Genomic DNA, 26821 nt, shown 5'->3' with positions numbered 1-26821 from the left:
TGGGGTCGGTGAAATTGGCCGGGCCGTGCGGGTCAGGCGAGGCCGACCTCGTCGCGGGCGGCGGCGAGAGCCCGGCCGGCCAGGTCGCGTACGGCGGGGTCGTCGGGGTCGATCGTGTCGTCGTACTCGTAGATCCAGGCGATGGGTTCGCGGCCGCTCGGGGCGCGGCGGGCGATGACGCGCAGGCCCTTGCGGCCGGTGACCGGGACGTGGCGCTGGTAGACGACGCTCGCCGTCACGCGCTCACGGACCAGCTGGAGCAGGCGGCGCGGGTCGTCGAGGGTGAAGGTGTGCTCGGGGCGCTGCTGGCCCCAGGCACCGACCTCGGAGACGCGCAGGACCGAGGTGTCACGGTCCCAGTCGGCCGCCTCGACCTGTTCCCACGGCACGCGAGCATCGGGCAGATAGATGGCGTCGCGGGTGCCGGCGATGACGAAGCCGTCGGTGGCGTGGCACCAGGCGAGCACCTTCTCCCCCTTCTCGACCGCGACCCCGGTGGGGGGTGCGTCACGGAAGAGCCGCTTCATGCCTGGGCTCCCGTCGCCAGGTCGCGCAGGCTGCGGCGGTGCTGCTCGAGCGCGACCAGCTCGCCGAACATCTTGTTGTAGTCGACGGCGTGCTCGACCGGGTTGGTGCGCTGCAACCGCGACTTGAGGTCGGAGATGCGACGCAGGGCGGTGAGCTCCTGGAGCCGGTAGACGTGGGCGTCGACGTACGACGCGGCTGGGTCGCCGCTGAGACGCACCGGCTCGACGCCCAGCTCGCTGATCGCCGACGACACAGCCGGGTCGACCGCGGCCGATCGCACCTTCGACGCCCAGCCCGGGTCGGAGGCACCGACGGTCGGGCCACCGTTGGCTGCCACGGCCTCCCAGACCGCGCGGTAGGTCGGGTGGGTGAAGTCGTTGGGACCCACGTTTGCGGCGCTGCGACCGACGGAGGACGGATGCTGGATCACCAGCTTCAACGTCTCGCGCTCGATCGAGAATCGCGGGTCGCGGAGGTCGGGCAGCTGCCGGCGAGGCTGCTCGGGGGCGGCTTCGGGCTCCTGCCCGCGGCGTACGTCGGTGCGACCGCCCGACCGCTCGGTCGGCCGCTGCGCGGGGCGGTTGGCGGCGCGGCGCACCTCGGTGCGGGCCTCGTCGACGTCGACGCCGAGCATGACGGCGATCTCACGGGCGAAGGCGTCGACCTTGGACTTGTCGCGGATGCTCGACACCAGGCGTGCGGCCTCGCGGAGCGCGTCGATGCGGCCGTCGGCGCGGTCGAGGTCGTAGCGGCTGGCCACGTTGCCGAGGACGAAGCGGTAGAGCGGCTGGCGCTTGGCGACCAGCTCGCGCACCGCGGCATCGCCCTCCTTGATGCGCAGGTCGCACGGGTCCATGCCCGAGGGCTCGACCGCGACGTAGGTCTGGGACACGAAGTTCTGGTCGCCGCCGAACGCGCGGAGCGCCGCCTTCTGCCCGGCCGCGTCGCCGTCGAACGTGAAGATCACCTCGCCGCGGAACTCCTCGTGGTCGTGCAGGAAGCGCCGCAGCACCCGCGCGTGGTCGTCGCCGAACGCCGTGCCGCACGTGGCCACCGCCGTGCCGACGCCGGCGAGGTGGCAGGCCATCACGTCGGTGTAGCCCTCGACCACCACGGCCTGCGACGACCGCGCAATCTCGCGGCGCGCGAGGTCGAGGCCGTAGAGCACGTGGCTCTTCTTGTAGATCGCGGTCTCGGAGGTGTTGAGGTACTTGGCGTCGATCCGGTCGTCGTCGAAGATGCGTCGCGCGCCGAAGCCGATGGTGTCGCCGTTGGACTCGCGGATCGGCCAGAGCAGCCGGCCGCGGAAACGGTCGTACGCCGACCGGCCCTGCGCGACGAGGCCGGCCGCGACGGTCTCCTCGTCGGTGAAGTTGCGCTGACGCAGGTGGCGGTGGAGCGCCTCCCCTTCGCGCGGCGCGAACCCGATGCCGAAGGTCTCGGCGGCCGCCTGGTCGAAGCCGCGTTCGCTGAGGAACTGGCGGGCGACGATCGCGTCGGGGGTCGCCAGCTGGTCGCGGTAGAACTCCTGCGCGACGCGGTGGGCCTCGATCAGCCGGCTGCGCTGCGGGCCGCGCGGTCGCTCGGAGGGCGAGTCGCCGTCCTCGCGCCGCAGTTGGACGCCGTACTTCTCGCCGAGTCGCTCGACGGCCTCGACGAACGTGACGCCGTCGATCTTCATCAGGAAGCTGATGACGTCGCCGCCCTCGCCGCAGCCGAAGCAGTGCCAGAACTGGCGGGCAGGCGTGACGTGGAACGACGGGGACTTCTCGTCGTGGAAGGGGCACAGGCCCTTGAGCGAGCCGCCGCCGGCCTTGCGAAGCGTGACGTAGGAGGAGACGATCTCGTCGATGCGTGCCTTGTCGCGCACCTCGGCGATGTCGTCGTCTCTGATCCGGCCTGCCACGTCGCGGAGTCTACGGCCGCGCCGGGCACCGCGGTCGGCCGCTCCACAGGCAACCGATTCACCCCTATGTGTGTTCCGCGACGCTCTCCCATGAGGCAGTGTGGACGATCACGCACGATCACGATGGGAGGGATCACATGAAGAAGCTCATGCTGTTGATCGCCGGAGGAATCGGGTACGTGCTCGGGACCAAGGCCGGCCGCGAGCGCTACGACCAGATCCGTGGCGCCGCGCGCAAGGTGAAGGACAACCCGACTGTGCAGGAGAAGGCGCACCAGGCGGCCGATGTGGCGCGCGAGAAGGCGCCGGTCATGACCGAGAAGGTGAAGGGTGCCGCCTCCGCCGCGGCCGAGAAGGTGAAGCCGTCGGGCAGCGCCCCGGTCGACCAGCTCAACCCCGACAGCACCGCGCGCCAGGACAACCCGTACCCGCAGGGCGACCTGCCCTGAGTCAGGTCAAGGCTCGGTGACGCGCGACCGCGCTCGCGTCGCCGAGTGAGGCGACCTGGTCGATGACCACGCGGCGCCTCGCGGCATCGTCGGCGGCGGCGCGCCAGTCGTCGGCGAACGGGCGGTCGAGCTCGTCGGGGCCACAACGGAGGAAGGCCTCGACGAGTTCGGCCAGCAGCTCGCGCTGGCGCACCATCAGCGCCACCCGGTCGTCGGTGCTCATGACGTAGTGGGCGGCGACGCCCTTGAGCACCCCGATCTCCAGGCGCGTGCGCGCGGGCACCTCCAGCCGGGCGTCGTACCGCACGAACGGGCCGTCGCCGGCCGCGAACGTCGCCTCCTGCACGGCGCCGCAGAACCGCCCGATCAGGTCACTGGTGAGGTTCTTGAGTGCGGCCATCGCGCGCCGGCTGCCGTCGTACGGCGTGGTGGGCCAGCTGGCCTGGAGCCGCATGCCGTCGAGTACGTCGTCGAGCTCATCGTCGGTGGAGTGCGGGAGGTACCACCCACGCACCCGCTCCCACAGCGCCGGCCGGTCGAGCGCGGTGAGGTCGATCTTGCCAGCGACGATGCCGTCCTCGACATCGTGCACGGAGTAGGCGACATCGTCGGCGAGGTCCATCACCTGTGCCTCGAGGCACTTCTGCCTGCCTTCGATGTCACGGCGGACCCAGTCGAAGACCGGCCGGTCGTCGTCGTAGACGCCGAACTTCACGACCAGCCGCGGCGACCCGTCACCGTGCACGCCGTGCGGATCCTCGGCGAGCTCGCGACCCCAGGGGTACTTGGTGCAGGCGTCGAGCGTTGCCCGGGTGAGGTTGAGACCGACGCTGTGACCGTCGGCGTCGAACGTCTTGGCCTCGAGCCGGGTCAGCAGGCGCAGGGTTTGCGCGTTGCCCTCGAAGCCCCCGCACCCGACAGCGTGCTCGGCCAGCGCGCGCTCGCCGTTGTGGCCGAAGGGCGGGTGGCCGAGATCGTGCGCCAGCGCGGCGGTCTCGGCCAGGTCGGGGTCGCAACCCAGCGCCCGGGCGAGGTCGCGGGCGACCTGAGCGACCTCGAGGCTGTGGGTGAGCCGATTGCGCACGAAGTCGTCGGTCTGCGGGCCGACCACCTGGGTCTTGGCGGCCAGCCGACGGCTCGCCGCAGCGTGTACGACGCGGGCCCGGTCGCGCTCGAACGGCTGCCGCGCCGGCGCGTCGACGCGCTTGGGCGGCTCGACGACGATGCGCTCACGGGCGGCGTCGTCGTAGCGGGCGTCGATCCGTGATTCCTGATGCTGTGTCATCGGCGCCGAGGCTAGCGCGTGCCGGGGACGGGGTTGCGCGACGGCGCTGGATACCGGCGGAGTCGGGTGTTCGAACTGACGAGCGCCATGCCGGACAGGTGCTCACCTGCAGCCGGGTCGTTCCAGCCCCTCCGGTGACGGGCGCGAGAGGTGCCAGCGATCGAAGGGACCTCCTTGTTGCATCTCGTGAGGTCGTTGAGGCGGAAGAGTTCGAGGAGCGCCACTCTTGCTTGAGTTGCGGATGCCGTGTCGCTGAGCTTCTGGCCAGGCGACTCCGCCCGGCGTACTCTCACGAGATGGTCATGTTGATCCGCTTGGTCAGAGTGTTGCTGATTCTGGTGCTCGCGATGCTGACTGTCTCGCTCGTCATCGCAATCGGATCCCGGGAGACCGGCGGCGTCGAGAAGCTTGTCCTCGTCGCTCTCATTGCGACGTTCGTGTTCGCAGCCGCATGGGTCACGACGTTCTCGTCGAGACTGCAGCAGCGAATTCCTCGTCATTGATAAGGACCGCGCGCGACTGCGGCCCCGGTGCGTCGTCGTAGCGGGCGTCGATCCGTGATTCCTGATGCCGTGTCATCGGCGCCGAGGTAGCGGGTGCCCGGGGACGGGGTCGCGGGACGGCGCTGGATCAGTAGGTCGTGACGTGCACGTGGTCGTAGTGGTTGGCCGTGATCGACCCCCGGTCGGACATCCCGCGCCAGCCCTCGCCGCCGCGCTCGACGGACCAGATCTTCTGGGCGTGGATGAGGTACTCGACGCCGAGTTCTGCGTAGTGGGCCCGCACGAAGTTCGCGACGTCCCAGCCGGTGGCGCCGCTGACCATGATGTCGACTGCTCGGCCCTGAGCGTGCTCGCCGTCGCCACGGAACGTGCCGTAGGTGGTGATCTGCGGGAAGGCCGCGCAGACGGCGGCGTGGACCTTGGCGATGTTGGGCGAGACGCCGCTCGGGACGCTGGTGCCGTTGGTGCAGCTGCCGCCGATGCCCGCAACGGGCTCCTCGTCGTCGAGGTAGCCGCTCGAGACCCAGAGGGCGTCGCCGTCGACGACGATCTCCTCGCGCTCGCCCTGCTCGCGCCCCGTGACGAGCACCTGCTTGCTGGGCTTGACCACACCGAGCCGGACGTCGTCCCGGCCGGGACCGCTCCAGAGGTTGAGCTCCTCGGTGGTCCACAGCTTGGTGTCGGCGTTGCGGACCGCGACGTTGGTGGCCTTGATCTCCTGGCGAGCGGCGTCGATCTGCTTCTCGGCCTTGGCCATCCGGGACGAGCCACGGGTGACGACGGGGCCACGGGCGCCGGAGCCACCGACGGACGCCTGGAAACCGGACGACGCCATCAGGTCTCGGCCCGCGTCCGGCTGGGCGGCGACGACGCCGAAGGTCACTGCGGAAGCGGTCGCCACGACGGCGATCGGCGCGGCCACGAGGGCTGACCTGGGGATACGGGGAAATTGCGAGAGACGGGGGATGCGGGGAACGCGTCGTGCATTGGCTTCCCGCTTGTGGCGATGTTGTGCCACAGCGCTGATCCTTTGCTGTTGCTGACTCGGGGGAACGCGACCCTCCACGATGCGAATGAAGGCGAGCGGAAGGCCGCGATTGAAGAGTCAAACACACACCCCTGCGGGTGTCTGCATTTCTGCGACCCGAACTGGGGGTGTCTTCCGTCACCCGTTCGTGATAATGGCGTGACCGGACCGTTATCCCCCGGTCGTCTCCGAGGTGTCCTCCGGGACGTGCGCGCCGCTGCCGTCGGTGTCGTCGAGCCACCCCTCCGGTACGACGACGCGCTTGCGCGGAGCGCCCTGCCGGCCCCGCGGCAGGCCGAGCGCAGACACCGGGAACGGCTCGTCGCCGTCGAGCTCGGCGAGCAGCTCGTCGAGGGCTGCGAGCGAGTCGACCAGGGCCAGCGAGTGCCGCAGCGGACCGCCGGCGGCGAAGCCCTTGAGGTACCACGACACGTGCTTGCGGAACTCCTTGCAGCCCCGCTCCTCCCCCATGTGCTCGCTGAGCAGCTCGGCGTGCCGGCGCATCATCGCGCGCACCTCACCGAGGTCGGGCAGCGTCGCCACGGTCTCGCCGCGGAACGCTGCCGCGAGGTCGCGGAACAGCCACGGCCGCCCCAGGCAGCCGCGCCCGACGACCACACCGGCGACACCGGTCTGCTCGACCATGCGCAGCGCGTCCGCCGCCTCCCAGATGTCGCCGTTGCCGAGCACCGGGATGTCGACGTGCTCCACGAGCCGGGCGATGGCGTCCCAGTCGGCTTCACCGGAGTAGGCCTGCTGGACGGTGCGCCCGTGCAGGGCGATCGCGGTCACGCCGGTCTCCTGGGCGATCCGCCCGGCGTCGAGGTAGGTGAGGTGGTCGTCGTCGAGGCCCTTCCGGGTCTTCATCGTGACGGGCACGTCGTACGGCGTCGCGGCGGCCACCGCGGAGGTCAGGATCTCGGCGAGCAGGCCGCGCTTCCACGGCAGCGCACCTCCGCCGCCCTTGCGGGTGACCTTGGGCACCGGGCAGCCGAAGTTCAGGTCGATGTGGTCGACCCCGAACTCGGCGCAGAGGATCTCGGCGGCCTTGCCGATGTAGACGGGGTCGGTGCCGTAGAGCTGCACCGACCGCGTGGTCTCGAGCTCGTCGAAGACGAGCATCTTCAAGGTCGTCTCATCACGCTCAACCAGGCCTCGCGAGGTGATCATCTCGCACACGTAGAGGCCCGCGCCCTGCTCCGCGCAGACGCGCCGGTACGCCGCGTTGGTGATGCCGGCCATCGGCGCGAGCACCACCGGGACGGGCACGGTCAGCGGGCCAAGAGTCAGGCCTGCGGAGAGGGTCATGGGATCCATTGTCGGCGCCAGGCCCGGAGGTCCGGAAATCGAGCGATGGTGTTGTCGACCAGACGTGGCCCGCTACCGAACAGTCCACATGAATTTCGGCCGGAAACCTGCCGACTGTTCGGCAGCCCGGCTCACCCCACCCGCCAGGCCACCCCGAGCTCGGTGCTCGTCGGCTGGAATGTCATCGCGTCGGGCGCGACCTTCGGCGCGAGGGTGTAGACGAGGCAGATGTCTGCCGACTCACCGGGAGCGAACGACTCCGGCAGTGGCGTCGAAGGGCAGCGCGTGAAGTCGCTGCCGAACGTTGCTGCCGGGGTCAGCACCCCGCTCACGTCCCTGAGGTAGAGCGGCAGGGCGGCACCGCCGAGCTCGGTCTCGCCGGCGTTGGTGACGCTCGCGCGCACGAAGTAGGGCATGGCATCGGCGATCTGGTCCTCGGGCACCCAGCCGGCCAGCACCTTCCGCCCCTTGCGCTGGACCTGCGAGACGACCAGGTCGACGGTGCCGGTCGTCTCGGCATCGACCTGCCAGGCAACGGTGCCGGACTCCCCCAGCGCCAGCGTGGTGCCCGGGGCAGTCGTCGTCGCCGTAGTCGTGGCGGGCTCGGGCGTGCTGGTCGGCGTACCGGCGACCGACGGCGAGCCGGGCTCTATCGACTCGTCGCCCCCGCCCGAGCAGGCCGTCAGCGCGAACGTGACCACCAGGGCGAGGGCGAGCGTGCGGACCGTCATGCGGTCATTGTGCAGCCACCCGGCTGTCAGCAGCCGAGGAAACGCTCCGCGAAATAGGTGGAGATGCCTTCGAGGCTGATCCGCTCCTGCCGCATGGAGTCGCGCTCGCGCACCGTGACGGCGTTGTCGTCGAGGGTGTCGAAGTCGACGGTCACGCAGTACGGCGTGCCGATCTCGTCCTGGCGGCGGTAGCGGCGGCCGATGGCGCCGGAGTCGTCGAACTCGATGTTCCAGTTCTGCCGCAGCTCGGCGGCCAGCGCCTTGGCCTTGGGGCTGAGGTCGGCGTTGCGGCTCAGCGGCAGCACGGCGACCTTCACCGGCGCCAGGCGCGGGTCGAGGCGCAGCACGGTGCGCTTGTCGACACCGCCCTTGGTGTTGGGCGCCTCGTCCTCCTGGTAGGCACTGATGAGGAAGGCCATCAGCGAGCGGGTCAGACCGGCTGCGGGCTCGATGACGTACGGGAAGTAGCGATCGCCGCTGGCCTGGTCGAAGTACTGCAGGTCCTGGCCGGAGAACTCGCTGTGCTGCTTCAGGTCGAAGTCGGTGCGGTTGGCGATGCCCTCGAGCTCCTCGAAGTCACGCCCTGAGAAGCCGAAGCGGAACTCGATGTCGACGGTGCGCTTGGCGTAGTGGCTGAGCTTCTCCTTCGGGTGCTCGAAGTGGCGCAGGTCGTCGGGGTTGATGCCGAGGTCGACGTACCACTTGGTGCGCTCGTCGATCCAGTACTGGTGCAGCTCCTCGTCCTCGCCGGGCTTGACGAAGAACTCCATCTCCATCTGCTCGAACTCGCGGGTGCGGAAGATGAAGTTGCCCGGCGTGATCTCGTTGCGGAAGCTCTTGCCCATCTGGGCGATGCCGAACGGCGGCTTCTTGCGGCTGCTGGTCACGACGTTGGCGAAGTTGAGGAAGATGCCCTGCGCGGTCTCGGGGCGCAGGTAGTGCAGGCCCGACTCGTCCTCGATGACGCCGAGGTAGGTCTTGAGCATCATGTTGAAGTTGCGGGGTGGCGTCCATGCGCCGCGGGTGCCGCAGTTGGGGCACGGGACGGTCTCGTTGATGTCGACATCATCCGGGGAGACCGGGTTGCCCTTGGCCTCTTGCTTGGCCGCGTAGTCCTCCTGGAGGTGGTCCTCGCGGAAGCGCTTGTGGCACGACTGGCACTCGGTCAGCGGGTCGTTGAAGGTCTTCAGGTGGCCACTGGCCTCCCAGGTGCGTGTCGGCAGGATGACGCTGGAGTCGAGGCCGACGACGTCCTCGCGGGCGGTGACCATCGACTTCCACCACTGGCGCTTGATGTTCTCCTTGAGCTCGACACCCAGCGGGCCGTAGTCCCACGCGGAGCGGGTGCCGCCGTAGATCTCGCCGCACGGGTAGACGAAGCCCCTGCGCTTGCAGAGGGAGACGACGTGATCGAGGGTCGTTGCGGGCGCCTTGGCCACCGGTGGCTCACTTTCGAAACAGGCCGGCTGGCTGCCGGTCCGGGAACGGTCAGCCTAACGAGCGTGCCGAGTGGATATTGAGGTCGCCTCCAGGCTCGACGACCTCGAAGGCACTGGGCTCGTCGATGGCGCGGCTCAGCAGGGGTACGGCGTGCAGCTTGACGTCGTACGCCGAGAGCGCGCGGCGGTAGGCGCCGACGTGCTCCCACTGGGTGGTCAGCACCCACAGCTCGGGGTCGTCGACGTTGCGGCCGACGACGCCGTGAAGGTAGCCGGGTCGCTCGGCCAGCGCGGCGCGGGCCTGCTCGAGGTCGACGCGGAACGTCTCACGGTCCGACTCGGGCACACGGAACCTGTTCACGACCAGCACGGCGCCAGTATGGCCCAAGTCCAGTTGACAATGATTCTCAACTGTTTGAGAATCATTCTCATGAAGTCCCGCTCCCTCACGCTCGCCACGGTCCTTGCCGGTGGCGTCCTGCTCTCTTCGTGTGCTGCCTTCTCCGCCAGCGACACCGAGGGAGTGCAGGTCGCCGCGGCGTTCTACCCACTGGAGTACGCCGCGGCGCGCGTGGGCGGGGGCGGGATCACCGTCGACAACCTCACCAGACCCGGCCAGGAGCCGCACGACCTCGCGTTGTCGGTCCGGCAGACCGCCCTGCTGACCGCGGCCGACCTGGTGATCGTCGAGAAGGGCTTCCAACCGCAGGTCGACGACTCGGTCGAGGTCAACGCCGGGGGCCGGGTGCTCGACGTGACCGGGGTGGCCGACCTGCTGCCGTTCGAGGAGCACGACCACGAGGAAGAGGGACACGACGACCACGAGCACGGGGGCGTCGACCCGCACTTCTGGCAGGACCCGTTGCGGCTGGCCGCCGTGGGAGACGCGATCGCCCGCGACCTGGGCGAGGTCGACCCGGCCGGCGCGGCGACGTACGACGCGAACGCGACGGCATTGCGCCACGACCTGGAGACCCTGGACCGCGACTACACCGCCGGCCTGGCTTCGTGCGAGCGCGACACCGTGGTGGTCTCGCACGACGCGTTCGGCTACCTGCGGAAGTACGGGCTGCACCTCGAACCCATCACGGGCCTCACACCCGGCGCCGAGCCGACACCGGGCGACGTACAGCGGCTGCAGCAGTTGATCACCGACGAGGGCATCACCACGGTGTTCTCGGAGACGCTCGCGTCGTCGGCGGCCTCGGTCAGCCTGGCGAAGGACCTCGGCATCGTCACCAATGCGCTCGACCCGCTCGAAGGGCTCGCGTCCGAGGACGACGATGACGACTACCTGACCATCATGCGCGCCAACCTGGCCGCCCTGCAGAAGGCCAACGGATGCTGACCGATCCCATCGAGCTCACTGACGGCGGTGTCGCCATCGACGGTCGCCCGATCCTGCGCGGCATCGACCTGAGCGTGCGCACCGGTGAGTTCGTGGCGCTGATGGGCGCCAACGGGTCGGGCAAGTCGACGCTGGTGCGAGCCCTCACCGGGTTGCGCGAGCTGACGTCGGGGTCGCTGTCACTGTTCGGCACGCCGATGGCGAGGTTCACCGACTGGCAGCGCGTCGGCTTCGTGCCGCAGCGCACCGGCGCCGCGACCGGCGTGCCTGCGTCCGTGTGGGAGGTGGTGGCGGCCGGCCGGCTGACGCACCGTCGGCTGATGCGACCGCTATCCCGCGCCGACCGCCGCGCGATCGACGAGGCGCTCGATGTCGTCGGCCTCGCCGACCTAGCCCGGAGAGGTGTCTCGACCCTGTCCGGCGGACAGCAGCAACGGGCCCTGATCGCGCGGGCGCTCGCCGGCGCTCCCGACCTGTTCTTCCTCGACGAGCCGACCGCCGGCGTAGACCTGCCCAACCAGCAGGTGCTGGCCGACACGCTCCGGGTGCTCTCGGAGCGGGGCGCGACGATCGTGCTCGTCGCCCACGAGCTCGGTCCGATGGCGCCCCTGATCGACCGGGCCGTCGTGATGCGCGACGGCCGCAAGGCCTACGACGGCGCCCCGCTGGGCGACCATGAGGTGCACGACGCGGCGTTCGGGGAGTCCCACAGCCACCATCACGCCGTACCCCACCATCACGACCACGCGCCGCACGTGTCGGGGCCCTTCGAAGGAGGCCGGCTGTGATCGACCTGCTCTCGCTGCCGTTCATGCAGCGCGCGCTGATCGCCGCGATCTTCACCGGACTCGCCGCGCCGGCCGTCGGCACCTACCTCGTGCAGCGCCGGCTCGCGCTCATGGGTGACGGCATCGGCCACGTCGCCGTCACCGGCGTCGCCGTCGGCCTCGTCACCGGCACCTCCCCCACCTGGACCGCCGTCGTGGTCGCGGTGCTCGGCGCGATCCTGATCGAGGTGATCCGCGAGCGCGGCCACGCCAACGGTGACGTCGCGCTCGCGCTGCTGTTCTACGGCGGCCTGGCGGGCGGTGTGCTGATCACCGGACTCGGCGGCCAGAGCACGCTACGGCTCCAGCAGTACCTCTTCGGCTCGATCACCAGCATCACCGCCGGCGACGTGGTCGTCACGATGGCGCTCGCTGCTGTGGTGATCACCCTGTGCGTCGGGCTGGCGCCGCAGCTCTTCGCCGTCGCGCTGGACGAGGAGTTCGCGCGGGTTGCGGGGCTGAGCACCCGTTTCTACAACGTGCTCGTGGCTGTCGTGGCCGCCGTGTCGGTGACCGTGGCGATGCGCACCGTAGGGCTGCTGCTCGTCTCGGCGTTGATGGTCGTGCCGGTCGCGACCGCCCAGCAGGTGACCCGCTCGTTCCGGTCGACGCTGTGGCTGGCGATGGGGCTGGGCGTGCTCGCGTCGCTCGGCGGACTGCTGGTCTCGACGTTCGCCCCTTACGGAGCGGATGTCGCGCCCGGGCCGACCATCGTGCTGGTGGCGCTGCTGGGGTTCGTGCTGGCCTGGCCGGCGGGCGTGCTGATCCGGCAACGCCGACGACGGGAGGCGCCCTTTGCGGGCGACGTACCTCCGGAGCACCTGACGACCGACCATGAGCACCTGCACGGCAAGGAGTGCGGCCACCCGGCTGTGCCGCACGGAGACCACATCGACTACGTGCACGACGGACACCGGCACGCCGCCCACGGGAAGCACTATGACGAGCACTGACCCGGGGCCTCTGCGGCCGACCCGGCAGCGGCGAGCCGTGATCGCCGTACTCGACAGCTTCGCCGACTTCCGCTCCGCGCAGGAGATCCACGAGCTGCTCACGAGCGCCGGCGAGAAGGTCGGGTTGGCGACGGTCTACCGCACGCTCGCCGCGCTGGCCGACGCCGGTGACGTCGACGTGCTGAGGAGCGAGGACGGCGAGGCGATCTATCGAAGCTGCTCCGACACTCACCACCATCACCTCGTCTGCCGGGCGTGCGGCGCCACCGTGGAGGTCGAGGGGCCGGCAGTCGAGCGCTGGACCCGCGCCATCGCCGACGAGCACGGCTACGCCGACATCAGCCACACGCTGGAGATCTTCGGCACCTGCCCGGCCTGTCGTCGGTAGTCCTAGGCTGTCGCGCGTGCCGAGAGATGTGAGCCGCGACGTACGACGACCCACCCCGCATCCGTCCGGTGCCCGTCCACCGGCGATCCCCCCGGCGCTGGTGCCGAGGCACGTGGCCGTCGTGATGGACGGCAACGGTCGGTGGGCCAAGGAGCGGGGTCTCCCCCGCACCAGGGGCCACGAGGCGGGCGAGAGCTCGCTGTTCGACGTGGTCGAGGGCGCGATCGAGATAGGCGTGAAGGCCATCTCTGCCTACGCCTTCTCGACCGAGAACTGGTCGCGGTCACCCGACGAGGTGAAGTTCCTGATGGGCTTCAACCGCGACGTGATCCGGCGCCGCCGCGACGAGATGCACGAGCTCGGCGTGCGGGTGCGCTGGGCCGGTCGGGCACCCCGGCTGTGGAAGTCGGTGATCAAGGAGCTGCAGGTCGCCGAGGAGCTGACCCGCAGCAATGACGTGCTCACGCTCACCATGTGCGTCAACTACGGCGGCCGGGCCGAGGTCGCCGACGCGGCGCGGTCGATCGCCCGGGAGGTGGCCGCCGGGCGGCTCGACGCGGAGAAGGTGAACGAGAAGGTCTTCGCGCAGCACATGTACGTGCCCGAGTGGAGCGACGCCGACCTGGTGTGGCGTACGTCGGGCGAACAGCGGCTGTCGAACTACATGCTCTGGCAGTCGGCGTACAGCGAGTTCGTGTTCTCCGACGTGCTGTGGCCCGACGTCGACCGCACGCACCTGTGGGCCGCGATCGACGAGTACGCCCGGCGCGACCGGAGGTACGGCTCGGCCTGAGGCGTGCCTCAGCGCTCGACGTACTCGAGGGAGCGCAGGCCGCGCTCGAGGTGCCAGGCGAGGTAGGCGGCGACGAGGCCGCTGGACTCCTTGAGGTGGCGAGGCTCGGCGGTGGCGACGGCCGGCCAGTCGCCGGTGAGCAGGGCACTCATCAGGAGCAGGGTCTCGGGAGCGGGCGTGGCGGAGCCGGGCACCCGGCAGCGTGAGCAGAGCACGCCACCGGACGAGGGGCTGAAGTAGCGGTGCGGGCCGACCTCGGCGCAACGCACGCAGTGGTCGAACGACGGGGCGTAGCCGGCGACCGACAGCGACCGCAGCAGGTAGGAGTCGAGGACCTGCCCGGCCCGCTGCTCCCCCGCCGCCATCGCGCGCAGGCCGCCGACGAGCAGCAGGAACTGCTGGACCGCAGGCTCCTTGTCCTCGACCACCAGGCGTTCGGCGGTCTCGAGCATCACGGTGCCGGCGGTGTAGCGCTCGTAGTCGAGGCCGAGCCGACCGTGGAACGGGTCGATGGTCTCGGCCTGGGTGATGATGTCGAGCGAGCGGCCCTCGGCCAGCTGCAGGTCGACGTGTGTGAACGGCTCGAGCCGCGAACCCCACCGCGAGGTGGTGCGTCGTACGCCGTTCGCGACCGCGCGCACGCGCCCGTGCTGACGAGTCAGCAGGGTGATGATGCGGTCGGCCTCGCCCAGCTTGTGGGTGCGCAGCACGATCGCCTCGTCGCGGTAGAGGGGCACCTGTCCAGTCTCCCTCATCGCGGGCATGCACGGCCGCAGGTGTGAGGCGATGTCGCGCGTGGAAGGCTCGCGGCGTGTCCTTTCCAGAGAGTCTCGGTCGCCTCCGCAGGATCAGGCGCCTCGGCGCCGGCGGTTTCGCCTCGGTGTGGCTCTACCACGACGACGAGCTCGACTCCCCGGTCGCGGTCAAGGCGCTCGCCGACAACTGGGCCCAGGACCCCGGCATCCGCGACCGCTTCATCGAGGAGTCACGGCTGCTGCGGCGGGCCAGCTCGGACCACGTCGTGAACGTCCACGACGTCGGCGTCACCGCCGACGACATCCCCTACTTCGTGATGACGTACGCCGACCTCGGCTCGGCGGCCGACCTGCTCGCCGGGGGGAAGCGGCCCTCGCCGACCGAGCTGGTCGACATCATCTCGCAGGCCGCGCGTGGGCTCGGTGACCTGCACGCCCAGGGCATCGTGCACCGCGACGTGAAGCCGGCCAACCTGCTGTTCGTCTCCCGGCCGGACGGCGGTCGGCGGGTGCTGGTCGCCGACCTCGGCGTCGCCAAGAGCCTGACGACCGACTCGGGTGCGACGCTGCACGTCGGGACCCCGTCGTACGGCGCTCCGGAGCAGGGCGACCCGTCGGCCCCCCTCGATGGCCGGGCCGACGTCTACGGCCTGGGCGCGGTGGCGTGGGCGCTCGCCGCCGGCGTACCGCCTCGTCGTGGCGCGGACGGGACGCTGCCGCCGCTCGGGGAGCTCGTGAGCGGGGTGCCCGCGGCCGTCGACCGGGTGATCCAGACCGCCCTGGAGCCCGACCGCGAGCACCGCTGGCCGGACGTGATGACACTCGCGGGCGCGCTCGACGCGGCAGCACGTGGCGAGACGCCAGCGGTGCCACCGCCGCGGCCCGCGCCGAGACCCGCGGTCGCGCGCTCGCGGCCACGGATCCCGACCTGGGTCGCATCCGCCGTGGTCCTCCTGGCTATGGCAGTTCTCGTGGTGCTGGTCGTCAGACCCTTCGGGAGTGGCGGTGAGGGCGCCGTCAACGGCTACGAGGTCGCGGCCAAGCGGTTCCTCACGGCACTGCAGGAGCGGGACTGCGACACCGCTGGCTCCATGCTCGACATAGCGGAGGGCTGGGACTGCACCAATCCGCCCGAGGGCGAGTTCAGCTGGGCAGAAACGTCGGACTGGGTCAACGTCGAGGCCGAGACCCGGGTCGAGGACCTCGGTGACGGACAGTTCCGCGTGGTCTTCATCGGCCAGGGCTACGTGCTGGTCCGCAAGCGAACGAACACGACGATGGTCATCGAAGGGCTCGTCGGGCACGTCGAGCAGGACCCCGACGGTCGCTCGACACCGACCGGCTGACTGTTCGGCTGCTCAACCGTGGGTACGCCGGCTCCCCCGGCCGCGCGCACCGCCGACGTCCCAGCACTCCAGTGCGAAGGCGACCGCCTCGGCGTCGAGCCGCTCGGGTGTCATCCGCCACTCGAGGATGCTACGGGCCTTCACGAACCGGCCGTTCGGCATCTCCTCGGCCAGCATGGCCGCGTCGGCCGCGGGGTGGATGGGGTCGATGGGGTGTCCGACGACCAGCGCCGGGGCCAGGATCCGGCGCCGCTGTGCCGACGACGGAGCGACCCGGCCGAAGAACAACCCGTGGACGACCGCGGCCATCGCGTCGGCCCGCTGGTTGCAGGTGTCGAGCCCGATCCCGACCCAGAAAGGCACGAGGCCGCGCGGGATGGGTCTGGTGAGTCGACGCAGGCCGTTGACCGTGAACGGCAGGAAGCGGGCGGCAAGCATCAGCGGCGCGAACGCGATGATCCCGGCCTCGACCGCGTTGTCGAGCACCGGCATCTCGCAGAGCAGGCCGCGTACCCGGTCGGGCGCCAGCACGGCGACCTCGAGGCCGACGTTGGCGCCGAGCGAGAGTCCGCCCACGACGGCCTGCTCGGCTCCGAGGTGGTCGAGCAGCGCGATGACCTGCTCCCCGAACGCCGTCGTCGAGTAGACGAGCGGGTCGGCCGGTCGGTCGGAACGCCCGTGACCCAGCAGGTCGAGCGTGACGACGTGCAGGCCGTTGCCGGCGAGCGCGCGGGCCACCGGCTGATGCATGCGGCGTGGCATCAGCTGGCCATGGATCAGGACGACCCAGTGGTCGCCACCGCCGTACTCCGTGTATTCGAGTCGGTCACCCGTGGGCAGGAAGAACTGGCCGATCCTCTCGGACACCAACATGCTCACGAATCTAGTCGACCGGCCATTTTCCTTGGCCCGAATGGCCACGGATCGGACCACATCCTGAAACACTCGGGGTCATGTCCACCAGGGTCCGGGAACTGGGCGACCGGCGCGCTGTGGCGGCACTGGTCGTCGTGATCTTTGGCACGGCCTGCGTCACACTGGGCATCGCGGCGCCCGGTCCGACCGACGTCGTCACCTGGTGGCCCGCCGTCGGCGTCACGGCGATGCTCGCGACGCTGACCAGGCGCTCGTGGTGGTGGTGGGTGCTGCCCGCCGTGGTCGTAGCCAACGGAGCCGCGAACATGATCTACGGACGGCCGTGGGACCTCGCCCTGATCCTCAGCCTCATCGTGGCGGGCGAGGGTGCGGCGTTCGCGGTGGTGATGCGCCACCGGCCGAGCGGGCTGGCCAGCATGGCCACCCAGCGCGACTTCCTGCGCCTCGTCATCGCCGCTGGCGTCTCCGCCGTCATGGGTGGCCTGGTCGGCGCCGTCGCGATCCCCCTCTTCGTCGGCACCGGCACCTTCCGCGACGTCGTCGTCACGATCCCACCGTCGCATGCAGCGGCGATGCTGGTCATCGCCCCGGTCGCCCTGAGCTGGCGACGTTCGCTGATGCCCATCCGGCCCCTCGAGCTGATCCTGCAGTCGGCGGTGCTCGCCGTGACGGCCCTGGCGACGTTCTGGTTCACCGAAGTGCTCGCCATGACGTTCGCACCGCTGCCGTTCCTGGTCTGGGCGGCGTTCAAGTTCGGCCTCCGCGTCGTCGCGTGGCAGCTCGCCTTCATCGCCCTCGCGGCCACGGGTTCGACCGCGCTCGGTCACGGACCGTTCGCGGTCGGGTTCGCCAGCGACAACCTCAGCCTGCTGGCGGCCACGTCGCTCGTGCAGACGTTCCTGGTCTGCATGGTGCTGATCTGCGTGCCGCTCGCCGTCAACGTCGAACAGGGCCGCCGGCTGCTCGAGCGGGTCCGGGCCAGCAGTGAGCTCTTCCGGCAGAACTTCGCCGAGTCGCTCCTGTCGATCCTCGTGCTGCGCGTGGGCGAGGGCCGGCTCGAGATCTTCGACGCCAACACCACCTCCGCGACCCTGCTGGGACGGCGCGTCGACCACCTGCTGGGCCTGCCCCTCGAAGCCGTCGTCTCGACCGACACCCCGATGGCCGAGGTCACCGAGTCGATGCTGCACGGCAACCTCGACGGCTGGCGCGACGAGGGCACCCTCGTCTCCCGCCCGGGCAGCCGCATCGCGGTGTCCATCGCCCGGCTCGCCGGCACCTACGACGAGCCGATGTTCAGCGCCCAGCTCCTCGACGTCACCACCGAACGCGAGGCGACCGCCGGCCTCCGTGCCCAGCGCGCCCTCACCGACATCACCCTCGACACGACGCCCTGCCTCATCATGGTCGCCGACATGGCCGGCACCGTGCTGCGCGTCAACCGCGCAACCACCCGCATCACCGGCTTCAACCAGAAGCAGCTCGTCGGCCGCCCGGTCTGGGACACGCTCACCTCGCCCGACTCTCGCGACGCCGTCCGCGCGATGTACGACGACCCGTCGGGCAACGCGATCATCGGCGCCGCCGAGTCGGGTGTGCGCACCGTGGACGGCGATCTCCTGCGCATCCTGTGGAGCCGGGACATCGTGCGCGACGAAGGCGGTGACGCGGCGTACGCCGTCATCACCGGACTCGACGTCACCGCAGAGCGCAACGCGTCGGGCCTGATGCGGCATATGCTGGCCGCTGCGCTCAGCACCGCGCTGATCGGCCTCGACAACAGGGGCCGGATCACTGTCTTCAACGCCGGCGCGGAGCAGATTCTCGGCTACGACAGCTACACCGCGCTCGGTATGGACTTCACCGACATCCTCGACGCCGAGGAGTTCAAGGAGTGGACCACCGAGCACATGTCGCCGCCGAGCTTCGAGGCCCTCGCCAAGAGTCTGGCCAACGGCCGTCCGATCTCCGACGACTGGCGCTGGGTGCGCGGAGACGCCTCCACCACGCTGGTCTCGATGACGCTGAGCGTGGTCGAGGACAGCCACGGCCACCAGGTCGGCTACCTGTGCGTGGCCAGCGACGTGACCGACGTACGACGTAGCGAGGAGCTGCTGGTCACCGCGCTCGAGAAGGAGCGACTGGTCGTCGACCGGTTGCGCGACCTCGACGCCGCAAAGGACGAGTTCGTGTCGACGGTGAGCCACGAGCTCCGGACGCCGGTGACGAGCATCGTCGGCTACACCGAGATGCTCATCGACGGTGGCTTCGGCGAGGTAGGTGACCCGCAGATGCCCGCCCTCGATGCGATCAACCGCAACGGCGAGCGCCTCATCACCCTCGCCAACAACCTGCTCACCCTCAACGGACTCGCCTCCGGCAGCCTCACCTGGGAACGCGGGCAGGTCGACCTCGTCAAGGCCGTGCGTGGCGCAGAAGCCGCCATCGGCCCGATGCTGAAGGAGCGCCAGCTCGAGGTCACGTTCAAGAACCCCGCCTGGCCGGTCGTCGTACTAGGTGATGCTCCGCACCTCGAACGCGTGGTCACCAACCTGCTCAGCAACGCCGTGAAGTTCACCGAGGACGGCGGGTCGGTCGGGGTCCGCCTCGACACCCGCATGAACGAAGCCGTCATCACCGTGCGCGACACCGGCCTGGGCATCCCCAAGCACGAGCAGCACGGGTTGTTCGACAAGTTCTGGCGCAGCTCGACCTCCCAGGCGCGCCACATCCAGGGCACCGGCCTCGGACTCGCCATCGTGCAGGCGATCGTCGCCGCCCACGGCGGCACCGTCAGCATCGAGTCGGAGCACCTGGAGGGCACCACCGTCTCGGTGACGCTGCCGCTCTATCGCGAGCGCACCCGCCGGCTGACGTCGGCGTTCTGACCTCGCCTCGCTCAGGCGCGGTTGATCGCGCTGATCACGGCCTTGAGGCTGGCGGTCACGATGTTGGCGTCGAGCCCGACCCCCCATAGCACCTGATCACCCACGGCGCACTCGACGTACGCCGCGGCGATGGCGTCGCCACCGGACGACAACGCGTGCTCATGGTAGTCGAGCACCCGGACGTCGTAGTCCTGCGGGAGCTCGTTGAGCGCGCTGACAAAGGCCGCGATGGGGCCGTTGCCGGTGCCGCTGAGTGTGGTGAGCACGCCGTCGACGTGGACGCCGACGGTGAGCTGGTCCTTCTCCCCCGCCGCCGACGAGGTGTGCACGGAGTCGAGAGACAGGGGCGTGGTACGGGTGAGGTACTCGTCGGAGAAGACCTGCCAGATCTCCTCGGGCGTGACCTCGCCCCCGTCGGCGTCGGTGCGGCTCTGGACGACGCGGCTGAACTCGATCTGCGCGCGCCGCGGCAGGTCGAGCTTGTGCTCCGACTTGAGCAGGTAGGCGACTCCGCCCTTGCCCGACTGGCTGTTGACGCGGATCACGGCCTCGTAGGTGCGGCCGACGTCCTTCGGGTCGATCGGCAGGTACGGCGCCTCCCAGGGCAGGTCGTGGACGTCGACGCCCTTCTCGGCCGCCTGCTTTTCGAGGTCCTCGAGGCCCTTCTTGATCGCGTCCTGGTGCGACCCGGAGAACGCGGTGTATACGAGGTCGCCGGCGTAGGGGTGCCGCGGGTGGACGGGCAGGTTGGTGCAGTACTCCACCGTGCGGCGTACCTCGTCGATGTCACCGAAGTCGACCTGCGGGTCGATGCCCTGGCTGAAGAGGTTCATGGCGAGGGTGACCAGGCAGACGTTGCCGGTGCGCTCGCCGTGGCCGAACAGGCAGCCCTCGACGCGGTCGGCGCCGGCCATCAGCGCGAGCTCGGTGGCGGCGACGGCTGTGCCGCGGTCGTTGTGCGGGTGCAGCGAGACCGCGGAGTGCTCGCGCCGGGTCAGGCCGCGGACGAAGTACTCGATCTGGTCGGCGTAGGTGTTGGGCGTCGACATCTCGACGGTCGCCGGCAGATTGAGGATGATCTCCCTCCCGGTCTCGGGCTGCCACACGTCGGACACCGCCTCGCATACGTCGAGCGCGAAGTCCGTGCCGGTCTGGGTGAAGATCTCGGGGCTGTACTGGTAGCCGAAGCTCTCGCCGCCGACGAGGTCGCCCAGCAGCTCCTCGGCGTACTTCATGACGATCTCGGTGCCGCGGGTCGCGATGTTGCGGCACTCGTCGGGCGTGACGCCGAAGACGACGCGCTGGAAGAGCGGCGCCGTCGCGTTGTAGAGGTGCACGGTCGCGCGGTCGGCGCCGACCAGCGAGGTGATGGTGCGCTCGATGAGATCCTCACGGGCCTGGGTGAGCACCGAGATCTGTACGTCGTCGGGGATGCGGTCCTCGTCGACGAGCTTGCGCACGAAGTCGAAGTCGGCCTGGCTCGCGCTCGGGAACCCGACCTCGATCTCCTTGTAGCCCAGCTGGACGAGCAGGTCGAACATCTTCAGCTTGCGGGCCGGCGTCATCGGGTCGATGAGGGCCTGGTTGCCGTCGCGCAGGTCGGTGGAGAGCCACCTCGGCGCGTGCGTGATCTTCTTGGTGGGCCAGGTGCGATCGGGTACGTCGACGGGCTCGAACGCGACGTACCGACCGAACGGCATGCCGGACTGGCCTTGCGAGTTGGCGTTGTTGCTCAGGTTGGTCATGACTTCCTCGGCTGCGATGGGTGGTCGGGGCCGGTGCACGCCACGCTCTCCGCAACGAGGGGGCCCGGCGTCAGGCCTCGTTGCGGCGGCGAAGGAGAAGCAGTGCACGCGTCATGAGTACATCCACGGTAGCCCAGGCTTCCTCGCTTGTCCGCCCGTGGGCCGCAGTGTGGGATCGTGCCGGCGTGGATCATGACCTCGACATCCTCGTCGGCGCGGCCGACGCCGACCTCGACCAGCAGCTCTCCGACGGACTCGACGCCTTCAACGTCTCCGCGACGGTGGGCATCACCCCGCAGCTCGAGCTGACGGTCTCGGTGCGCGACGCCGCCGGACTGGTGGGCGGCGCCAGCGGTTGGACCTGGGGCACCTGCGCCGGCATCGGCATGGTGTGGGTGCGCGACGATGCACGTGGCACGGGGCTTGGTGGCCGACTGATGGCGGCCTTCGAGTCGGCTGCCCGGGAGCGCAGATGCACGCAGGTGCTGGTGTCGTCCTTCACGTTCCAGGCGCCGGGGTTCTACGAACGGCACGGGTACGTCGAGTTCGCGCGCTCCGAAGGGCTGCCGGTCGAGGGCGAAGCGGACGTGCACTTCCGCAAAGCCCTCTAGATTTGCCCGCATGCCCCGGCTGCTGATCGTCCACCACTCCCCCACGCCGACAGTGCGGGCGCTGGCCGATGCCGCGATCGCTGGTGCCCACGACGACGCGATCGAGGGTGTCGAGGTGGTCGTGCGCGAGGCGCTCGAGGCGCGGGCAGACGACGTCCTGGATGCGGACGGGTATCTGCTCGGCACGACCGCGAACTTCGGGTACATGTCCGGCGCCCTCAAGCACTTCTTCGACACGATCTTCCTCGAGGCCGGGGGCGCGCTGAGCGACGACGGGTCTGCGTCCGCGGCCGGTGGCGGCAGGAAGCCGTACGGCTTGTGGGTGCACGGTCGCTACGACACGACGGGCGCGGTGCGGTCGGTGCAGTCGATCGTGCAGGCGCTGCCATGGACCCAGTCGGCGCCCGTGCTCGACGTGCTCGGTGACGTGGGCGACGAGCAGGTCGCCGCTGCCTACGAGCTCGGCGGCACGCTGGCCGCGTTGCTGGAGTCGGCGCATGCGTGAGGCACTCATCGGCATCTTGCTGGCCGGCCTGCTGTTGGTCTCCGGGTGCAGTGGCGGCGACCCGGCGACCCCGACTGCCGGCTCGAGTACGCCGTCCGCGTCGGCCGTCGCATCCTCGCCTCCCGCACCGAAGCCGCCGCAGAACGGCAAGTGCTACCGGCTGAGCTTCGACGAGGCGCTGGCCCCGATCGCCGACGACAAGACGGTGAAGTGTCGTCGCAGGCACACCTCGCAGACCTTCAAGGTCGGCCGCCTCGACCGGGGCGTCGAGGTCGACTCCGCCCGCGCGCAACGACAGGCCCGCGAAGGTTGCCGGTCTCGCCTGGGCCGATTCGTCGGTGCCGACCGCGAAGCGCTGCGGCTCTCGCTGCTGGCGACGGTGTGGTTCACGCCGACGCTGGAGGAGGGCGCGGCCGGCGGGCGGTGGTTCCGCTGCGACGTGATCGCGACCGCCGGGTCCAACCGGCTGATGCAGCTGCCCGGCGAGCTCGAGGGCACCCTGGGTGAGTTCGCACTGTGCACGACAGCCGAGCCGGGTCGCAAGGACTCCCGCCGGGTCCCGTGCTCCGGCCGGCACGCCTGGCGGGCGCTGGCGACCGTCGACCTGGCCGGGTCGTCGTACCCGTCGGTGGAGAAGGTGGCCGACGCGATGCGGGAGACCTGCCGCTCACGCGCTCGCTCGGGTGCCGACGACGCGCTCGACTTCACGTGGAGCGAGGAGCGGCCGAGCCACAGTCAGTGGAAGGCCGGTCAGCGGTACGGCATCTGCTGGGTGCCGGAGTAGACGAGGCGTGAGCAGCGCCAACGACGAGCCTCGAAACAAGACGTCAGCCGGACGAGTAGTAGCTTCGAAGAGTTGCCCACACTCTGGGATTTCAGGCTTGATCGGGACCTTAGATGTCGGTGGTCCCTGATTGGCTTCTCGTATGGCGATCACGACGAGCGAGCTTCCCGACACCGCGTCCGCGGTGCTGGCGTTCGCGCGTGCACGTCGTGCGGAGGCCGATTGTGCGGGGTCCGAGCTGTTGGTCGCGGCGTGCGCGTGGGCCGACCTGCACCCGGCCGAGTCGATCGATGCTGCCGCCGCGTTCCTCATGCCGGGTGGCTCGGAGCACGAGGAACCTGTGGCTGGCTCGGGTGCGCCGCTGGTCGCGGAGTTCTGCATCGCCGAGTTTGGTGCGGTGCTCGGCATCTCCACGGTGTCGGCGAAGCACCTGATCGGGCAGGCCCTCGAGCTACGGCACCGGCTACCAAGGTTGTGGCGACTGGTCCAGGCCGGCGACCTCCCGGCGTGGCGGGCCCGGCGGATCGCGGAGACCACCATCCATGCCGCCTTGACTCGTGAAGCGGTCGCGTACGTCGAGGCCCAGCTCGCCCCGTTCGCGCACCGCATCTCGGTCAGTGCCGTGGACCGGCTCGTCGATGCCGCGATCGCCCGGTTCGAACCGGCCCGTGCCACCGAAGCCGCCCGACTGGCGGCAGACGGCCGGCACGTCACGATCGAGGACGAGCAGGTCTCCTTCGCCGGCACCATGCGCGTGGTTGCCGAGCTCGACCTGGCCGACGCCCTCGACTTCAACGTCGCCGTCACCCACGGCGCTGACACCTTGAAGGCGCTCGGGTCGGAGGAGTCGCTCGATGCTCGGCGGGCGTCCGCGGTCGGGGAGATGGCCCGGACCCAACTCTCGCTCGACCTCGCTGTGGCCGCAGGTTCTGAGACAGGCGCCAGGGTGCCTTCCTCAACCAGCGATGAGGCGCCGGCGGCTCGGCAGGTGGTCCTCCACGTCCACCTGACCGACGGCGACCCAGTCGCCATCCTCGAGAACGGGCACCGGCTCGTCACCCTCGACCAGGTCCACCGGTGGTGCGGCCAGAGCATGACTCAGGTGGCCTGGCAGCCGGTCCTCGACCTGAACGAGCCGATCGTGTGCGACGGCTATCAACCCCCACCCAGGCTTCGCGAGCAGGTGATCCTCCGTGACCAGACCTGCGTCTTCCCTTGGTGCAGCGGACCAGCCAGAGCCTGCGATCTCGACCACATCGTCCCGCGAGAGTCGGGCGGACCCACGTCCACGGCCAACCTCGCCGCGTTGTGTCGACGACATCACCGTCTCAAGACCCATAGTGCATGGCGTTACGAACGCACCGGCCCGGCGACGTACACCTGGACCAGCCCGCACGGCCGCACGTTCGTCCGCGACCCGCGCGGCACCGAGCCGGGTTGACCTTCTCGCCCCACACCCCGCCGAGAAGCACCACCGGCGGGGACGTCGGCACGCGATCAGCCACTTACTCTGGGCGCATGCCTGCCGCCGGACACCACCCCTCGGGCGCGCGACGCATCCTCGTGTACGGCGTCACCGGCAGTGGCAAGAGCACCGCGGCGCTCCGGCTCGGCGAGCGCCTCGGCCTCCCCGTCACCCTCGTGGACGAGCTCACCTGGCTCCCGGGATGGGTGCCCGTGTCAGACGAACGCCAGCGGGAGCTCATCGCCGACATCGCGTCAGGCGAGGAGTGGATCCTAGACTCCGCCTACGGCGCGTGGCTCCACGTCGTCCTGCCGAGGACGGAGCTTGTCGTCGGCCTCGACTACCCGCGGTGGTTCTCCCTCCAGCGCCTGGTCAGGCGAACTGTCTCGGGCGCCCTGAGCAAGGAACCGCGCTGCAACGGCAACACGGAGTCGTGGCGGGGCATGTTCAGCCGGGCCTCCATCATCCGGTGGCACTTCGCGTCGTTCGCTCGGAAGCGCGACCGGATGCGACGGTGGGCTCATTCCGCCGACGGCCCGCCCATCGTGCTCCTGAAGAACTCCACGGAGCTCGATGCGTGGGTGGCGGCACTCCGCACGGAGCAGGCGCCAGGCGGTCCTGCTGGCCACTGAGCTCGAAAAGGCCGCCTCGGGCGTCAGAACCCCAGCTTGCGCAGCTGGCGCGGGTCACGCTGCCAGTCCTTGGCGATCTTGATGTGCAGGTCGAGGTAGACCGGGGTGCCGAACAGGGCCTCGATCTGCTTGCGGGCGGCGGTGCCGACCTCGCGGAGCCGGGCGCCCTTGTGGCCGATCATGATCCCCTTCTGGGAGTCACGCTCGACGTAAAGATTCGCGTAGATGTCGAGCAGCGGCTTGTCGGCGTCGCGACCCTCGCGCAGACCCATCTCCTCGACGACCACGGCGATGGAGTGCGGGAGTTCGTCGCGCACGCCCTCGAGGGCGGCCTCGCGGATCAGCTCGGCGACGATCGCCTCTTCGGGGGCGTCGCTGAGGTCGCCGTCGGGGTAGAGCTGCGGCCCGTCGGGCAGCAGCCCGACCAGCAGGTCCTCGAGCAGCTTGACCTGGTCACCCGACTGCGCGGAGACCGGCACGATCTGGGCCCACTCGATGCCACTGTCGGCGCCGAGCTTCTGGATGTCGAGCAGGTGCTGACCGATCTGCTCACCGGTGGCGAGGTCGGTCTTGGTGGCGATCGCGACCTTGATGGTGCGGCGTACCTTCGCCATCTCCCTGACGATGAAACGGTCGCCGGGCCCGACCTTCTCGTTGGCCGGCAGGCACACCGCGACGACGTCGACCTCGGCCAGCGTCGTCTTCACCAGGTCGTTGAGCCGCTCGCCGAGCAGGGTCCTGGGCCGGTGCAGGCCGGGGGTGTCGACCAGGATGAGCTGGGCGTCGGGCCGGTGCACGATGCCGCGTACGACGGTGCGGGTGGTCTGCGGCTTGGAGCTGGTGATGACCACCTTGCTGCCCACCAGGGCGTTGGTCAGCGTCGACTTGCCCGCATTGGGCCTGCCGACGAACGACGCGAAGCCGCTCTTGTGCGCGGGGGTTGCTGGCTCGGTCATGTGTTCCTTGCGTCGTCGTACTCGGCCCAGATCTGGTCGTCAGTCTTGCCTGCCGCCTTGCCGGCCCGGTAGATCGGCCCCGGGTCGACCGCACGCGGCTGCCGCTGTGCGCTTCCGCGCCAGTAGCCCATCACGTCGTACGCCGTGCTCGCGAGGCCGCGCTCGCGCATCAGGTGCTTGCGGATCGCGCGCATCTGCGCCGACTCCCCCGCCATCCAGAAGTATCCGTCACCATCGGGCCAGTCGATGCCATCGACGACCTCGGCCAGCGCAGAAGCACCCGGTGCTGGAGGCGCGAGCCAGGTGACGTTCGAGCCCTCAGGCAGGTAGGAGCCGAGGTCGTCAGGCACCTCCGCCCAGATGCGCGTCGGCAGGTCGACGGTCTCGGCGATCCGGGCCATCGCCGGCAGCCCGGTCAGGTCACCGACCAGCAGGACCCAGGCAGCCCCTGCGGGCAGCGTGAACGACCCGCGCGGCTCCGTGATCGTCACCGGCTCGCCCACGCAGTCGCGGGCGGCCCACTCGGTGACCAGGCCGACGTCGTGCACGACCACGTCGACCACGAGCTCGCCCGAGGCCCACGAGCGCACCGTGTAGTACCGGCTCTGGAACTGGCCCGGCACGACCAGACCGACCCACTCGTCGGGCACGCCGGTGCTGGTGAACTCCGCGAGCCCGGCACCGCCGAGGGTCAGCCGGACCAGGTGCGGCGACAGCTCCTCACGACGCAGCACCTCGGCTGAGAACTGCCGGGCCCTGGTGCTCACCCGGCA

27 protein-coding genes are annotated in these 26821 nt (G+C 70.0%); 14 read left to right on the top strand and 13 right to left on the bottom strand.

The features are described from left to right. Positions 1-32 precede the first annotated feature (32 nt). Both H4Q84_RS21815 and dnaG read right to left on the bottom strand, forming a co-directional pair. On the bottom strand, positions 33-527 hold the full coding sequence (locus tag H4Q84_RS21815) for a hypothetical protein (protein ID WP_248581162.1): 495 nt from the start codon (positions 525-527) through the stop codon (positions 33-35). After that, positions 524-2434, bottom strand: a complete 1911-nt coding sequence (dnaG, locus tag H4Q84_RS21810) for a DNA primase (RefSeq protein ID WP_248581161.1) — start codon at positions 2432-2434, stop codon at positions 524-526. The genes H4Q84_RS21815 and dnaG overlap by 4 nt, the downstream gene beginning before the upstream one ends. 137 nt (positions 2435-2571) lie before the next feature. Between dnaG and H4Q84_RS21805 the strand changes: the two genes are divergently transcribed. Then, positions 2572-2883 carry a hypothetical protein gene (locus tag H4Q84_RS21805; RefSeq protein ID WP_248581160.1) on the top strand — a complete coding sequence of 104 codons (312 nt, stop codon included), beginning with the start codon at positions 2572-2574 and terminating at the stop codon, positions 2881-2883. Position 2884: 1 nt separating this feature from the next. Here the strand turns inward: H4Q84_RS21805 and H4Q84_RS21800 are convergent, their stop codons facing one another. After that, positions 2885-4168: a deoxyguanosinetriphosphate triphosphohydrolase gene (locus H4Q84_RS21800; RefSeq protein ID WP_248581159.1), complete on the bottom strand. Its 1284-nt coding sequence runs from the start codon at positions 4166-4168 to the stop codon at positions 2885-2887. A 296-nt stretch (positions 4169-4464) separates the two neighbouring features. On the opposite strand from H4Q84_RS21800, the gene H4Q84_RS21795 reads away from it, so the two are divergent. Beyond that, positions 4465-4671 (top strand): hypothetical protein, encoded by a 207-nt coding sequence (locus H4Q84_RS21795; RefSeq protein ID WP_248581158.1) that lies wholly within the window; start codon positions 4465-4467, stop codon positions 4669-4671. 127 nt (positions 4672-4798) lie between these two features. Here the strand turns inward: H4Q84_RS21795 and H4Q84_RS21790 are convergent, their stop codons facing one another. The 5 genes from H4Q84_RS21790 to H4Q84_RS21770 all read right to left on the bottom strand — a co-directional run bounded on the left by H4Q84_RS21790 (position 4799) and on the right by H4Q84_RS21770 (position 9546). Next, complete coding sequence (locus tag H4Q84_RS21790) at positions 4799-5593, bottom strand: hypothetical protein (protein ID WP_248581157.1); 795 nt, start codon at positions 5591-5593, stop codon at positions 4799-4801. A 276-nt stretch (positions 5594-5869) separates the two neighbouring features. Beyond that, positions 5870-7006 (bottom strand): tRNA dihydrouridine synthase DusB, encoded by a 1137-nt coding sequence (dusB, locus tag H4Q84_RS21785; protein ID WP_248581156.1) that lies wholly within the window; start codon positions 7004-7006, stop codon positions 5870-5872. A 131-nt stretch (positions 7007-7137) separates the two neighbouring features. Beyond that, entirely contained in the window at positions 7138-7737 is a 600-nt protein-coding gene (locus H4Q84_RS21780) for a hypothetical protein (RefSeq protein WP_248581155.1), read from the bottom strand. 26 nt (positions 7738-7763) lie between these two features. Beyond that, a complete protein-coding gene (locus tag H4Q84_RS21775; RefSeq protein ID WP_248581154.1) occupies positions 7764-9176 on the bottom strand; it encodes a glycine--tRNA ligase in 1413 nt (470 codons plus the stop codon). Between the two features lie 49 nt (positions 9177-9225). Continuing rightward, positions 9226-9546 (bottom strand): antibiotic biosynthesis monooxygenase family protein, encoded by a 321-nt coding sequence (locus H4Q84_RS21770; RefSeq protein WP_248581153.1) that lies wholly within the window; start codon positions 9544-9546, stop codon positions 9226-9228. 60 nt (positions 9547-9606) lie between these two features. On the opposite strand from H4Q84_RS21770, the gene H4Q84_RS21765 reads away from it, so the two are divergent. The 5 genes from H4Q84_RS21765 to H4Q84_RS21745 are packed head-to-tail and all read left to right on the top strand — an operon-like array spanning position 9607 to position 13485. Beyond that, on the top strand, positions 9607-10524 hold the full coding sequence (locus H4Q84_RS21765) for a metal ABC transporter substrate-binding protein (RefSeq protein WP_248581152.1): 918 nt from the start codon (positions 9607-9609) through the stop codon (positions 10522-10524). Continuing rightward, positions 10518-11312, top strand: a complete 795-nt coding sequence (locus H4Q84_RS21760) for an ABC transporter ATP-binding protein (protein WP_248581151.1) — start codon at positions 10518-10520, stop codon at positions 11310-11312. Before H4Q84_RS21765 ends, H4Q84_RS21760 begins: the two co-directional genes overlap by 7 nt. After that, positions 11309-12304, top strand: coding sequence for a metal ABC transporter permease (locus H4Q84_RS21755; protein ID WP_349238386.1), 996 nt, complete (start codon positions 11309-11311; stop codon positions 12302-12304). Before H4Q84_RS21760 ends, H4Q84_RS21755 begins: the two co-directional genes overlap by 4 nt. After that, a complete protein-coding gene (locus H4Q84_RS21750) occupies positions 12291-12692 on the top strand; it encodes a Fur family transcriptional regulator (RefSeq protein WP_248581150.1) in 402 nt (133 codons plus the stop codon). Before H4Q84_RS21755 ends, H4Q84_RS21750 begins: the two co-directional genes overlap by 14 nt. 16 nt (positions 12693-12708) lie before the next feature. Continuing rightward, on the top strand, positions 12709-13485 hold the full coding sequence (locus tag H4Q84_RS21745) for an isoprenyl transferase (RefSeq protein WP_248581149.1): 777 nt from the start codon (positions 12709-12711) through the stop codon (positions 13483-13485). Between the two features lie 8 nt (positions 13486-13493). Here H4Q84_RS21745 and recO read toward each other — a convergent pair whose 3' ends face one another. Further along, positions 13494-14222 carry a DNA repair protein RecO gene (recO, locus tag H4Q84_RS21740; RefSeq protein WP_248581148.1) on the bottom strand — a complete coding sequence of 243 codons (729 nt, stop codon included), beginning with the start codon at positions 14220-14222 and terminating at the stop codon, positions 13494-13496. Positions 14223-14296: 74 nt separating this feature from the next. Between recO and H4Q84_RS21735 the strand changes: the two genes are divergently transcribed. Further along, positions 14297-15586 carry a serine/threonine-protein kinase gene (locus H4Q84_RS21735; RefSeq protein WP_248581147.1) on the top strand — a complete coding sequence of 430 codons (1290 nt, stop codon included), beginning with the start codon at positions 14297-14299 and terminating at the stop codon, positions 15584-15586. A gap of 12 nt (positions 15587-15598) precedes the next feature. On the opposite strand, the gene H4Q84_RS21730 is transcribed toward H4Q84_RS21735, so the two are convergent. Next, entirely contained in the window at positions 15599-16459 is an 861-nt protein-coding gene (locus H4Q84_RS21730) for an alpha/beta fold hydrolase (RefSeq protein WP_248581146.1), read from the bottom strand. Between the two features lie 80 nt (positions 16460-16539). Here H4Q84_RS21730 and H4Q84_RS21725 point away from each other — a divergent pair, with 80 nt between their 5' ends. Continuing rightward, positions 16540-19350, top strand: a complete 2811-nt coding sequence (locus H4Q84_RS21725) for an ATP-binding protein (protein ID WP_248581145.1) — start codon at positions 16540-16542, stop codon at positions 19348-19350. A gap of 11 nt (positions 19351-19361) precedes the next feature. On the opposite strand, the gene leuA is transcribed toward H4Q84_RS21725, so the two are convergent. Further along, positions 19362-21095 (bottom strand): 2-isopropylmalate synthase, encoded by a 1734-nt coding sequence (leuA, locus tag H4Q84_RS21720; RefSeq protein WP_248581144.1) that lies wholly within the window; start codon positions 21093-21095, stop codon positions 19362-19364. Between the two features lie 185 nt (positions 21096-21280). On the opposite strand from leuA, the gene H4Q84_RS21715 reads away from it, so the two are divergent. The 5 genes from H4Q84_RS21715 (at position 21281) to H4Q84_RS21695 (ending at position 25092) form a co-directional block, all read left to right on the top strand. Further along, on the top strand, positions 21281-21706 hold the full coding sequence (locus H4Q84_RS21715) for a GNAT family N-acetyltransferase (RefSeq protein WP_248581143.1): 426 nt from the start codon (positions 21281-21283) through the stop codon (positions 21704-21706). Positions 21707-21716: 10 nt separating this feature from the next. Beyond that, on the top strand, positions 21717-22211 hold the full coding sequence (locus tag H4Q84_RS21710) for a flavodoxin family protein (protein ID WP_248581142.1): 495 nt from the start codon (positions 21717-21719) through the stop codon (positions 22209-22211). Next, positions 22204-22995 (top strand): septum formation family protein, encoded by a 792-nt coding sequence (locus H4Q84_RS21705; RefSeq protein WP_248581141.1) that lies wholly within the window; start codon positions 22204-22206, stop codon positions 22993-22995. The genes H4Q84_RS21710 and H4Q84_RS21705 overlap by 8 nt, the downstream gene beginning before the upstream one ends. A 142-nt stretch (positions 22996-23137) precedes the next feature. Next, positions 23138-24436, top strand: a complete 1299-nt coding sequence (locus tag H4Q84_RS21700) for an HNH endonuclease signature motif containing protein (RefSeq protein ID WP_248581140.1) — start codon at positions 23138-23140, stop codon at positions 24434-24436. A gap of 77 nt (positions 24437-24513) precedes the next feature. Continuing rightward, positions 24514-25092 (top strand): adenylate kinase, encoded by a 579-nt coding sequence (locus tag H4Q84_RS21695; protein WP_248581139.1) that lies wholly within the window; start codon positions 24514-24516, stop codon positions 25090-25092. A 23-nt stretch (positions 25093-25115) separates the two neighbouring features. Here H4Q84_RS21695 and era read toward each other — a convergent pair whose 3' ends face one another. Continuing rightward, positions 25116-26048 carry a GTPase Era gene (gene era, locus H4Q84_RS21690; protein WP_248581138.1) on the bottom strand — a complete coding sequence of 311 codons (933 nt, stop codon included), beginning with the start codon at positions 26046-26048 and terminating at the stop codon, positions 25116-25118. Next, on the bottom strand, positions 26045-26815 hold the full coding sequence (locus H4Q84_RS21685) for a siderophore-interacting protein (RefSeq protein ID WP_248581137.1): 771 nt from the start codon (positions 26813-26815) through the stop codon (positions 26045-26047). Before H4Q84_RS21685 ends, era begins: the two co-directional genes overlap by 4 nt. Positions 26816-26821 lie beyond the last annotated feature (6 nt).

It is taken from the genome of Nocardioides sp. InS609-2 (assembly GCF_023208195.1).
In the GTDB taxonomy this organism is placed as follows: Bacteria; Actinomycetota; Actinomycetes; order Propionibacteriales; family Nocardioidaceae; genus Nocardioides.
This window is presented reverse-complemented; position numbering and strand designations above follow the sequence as displayed.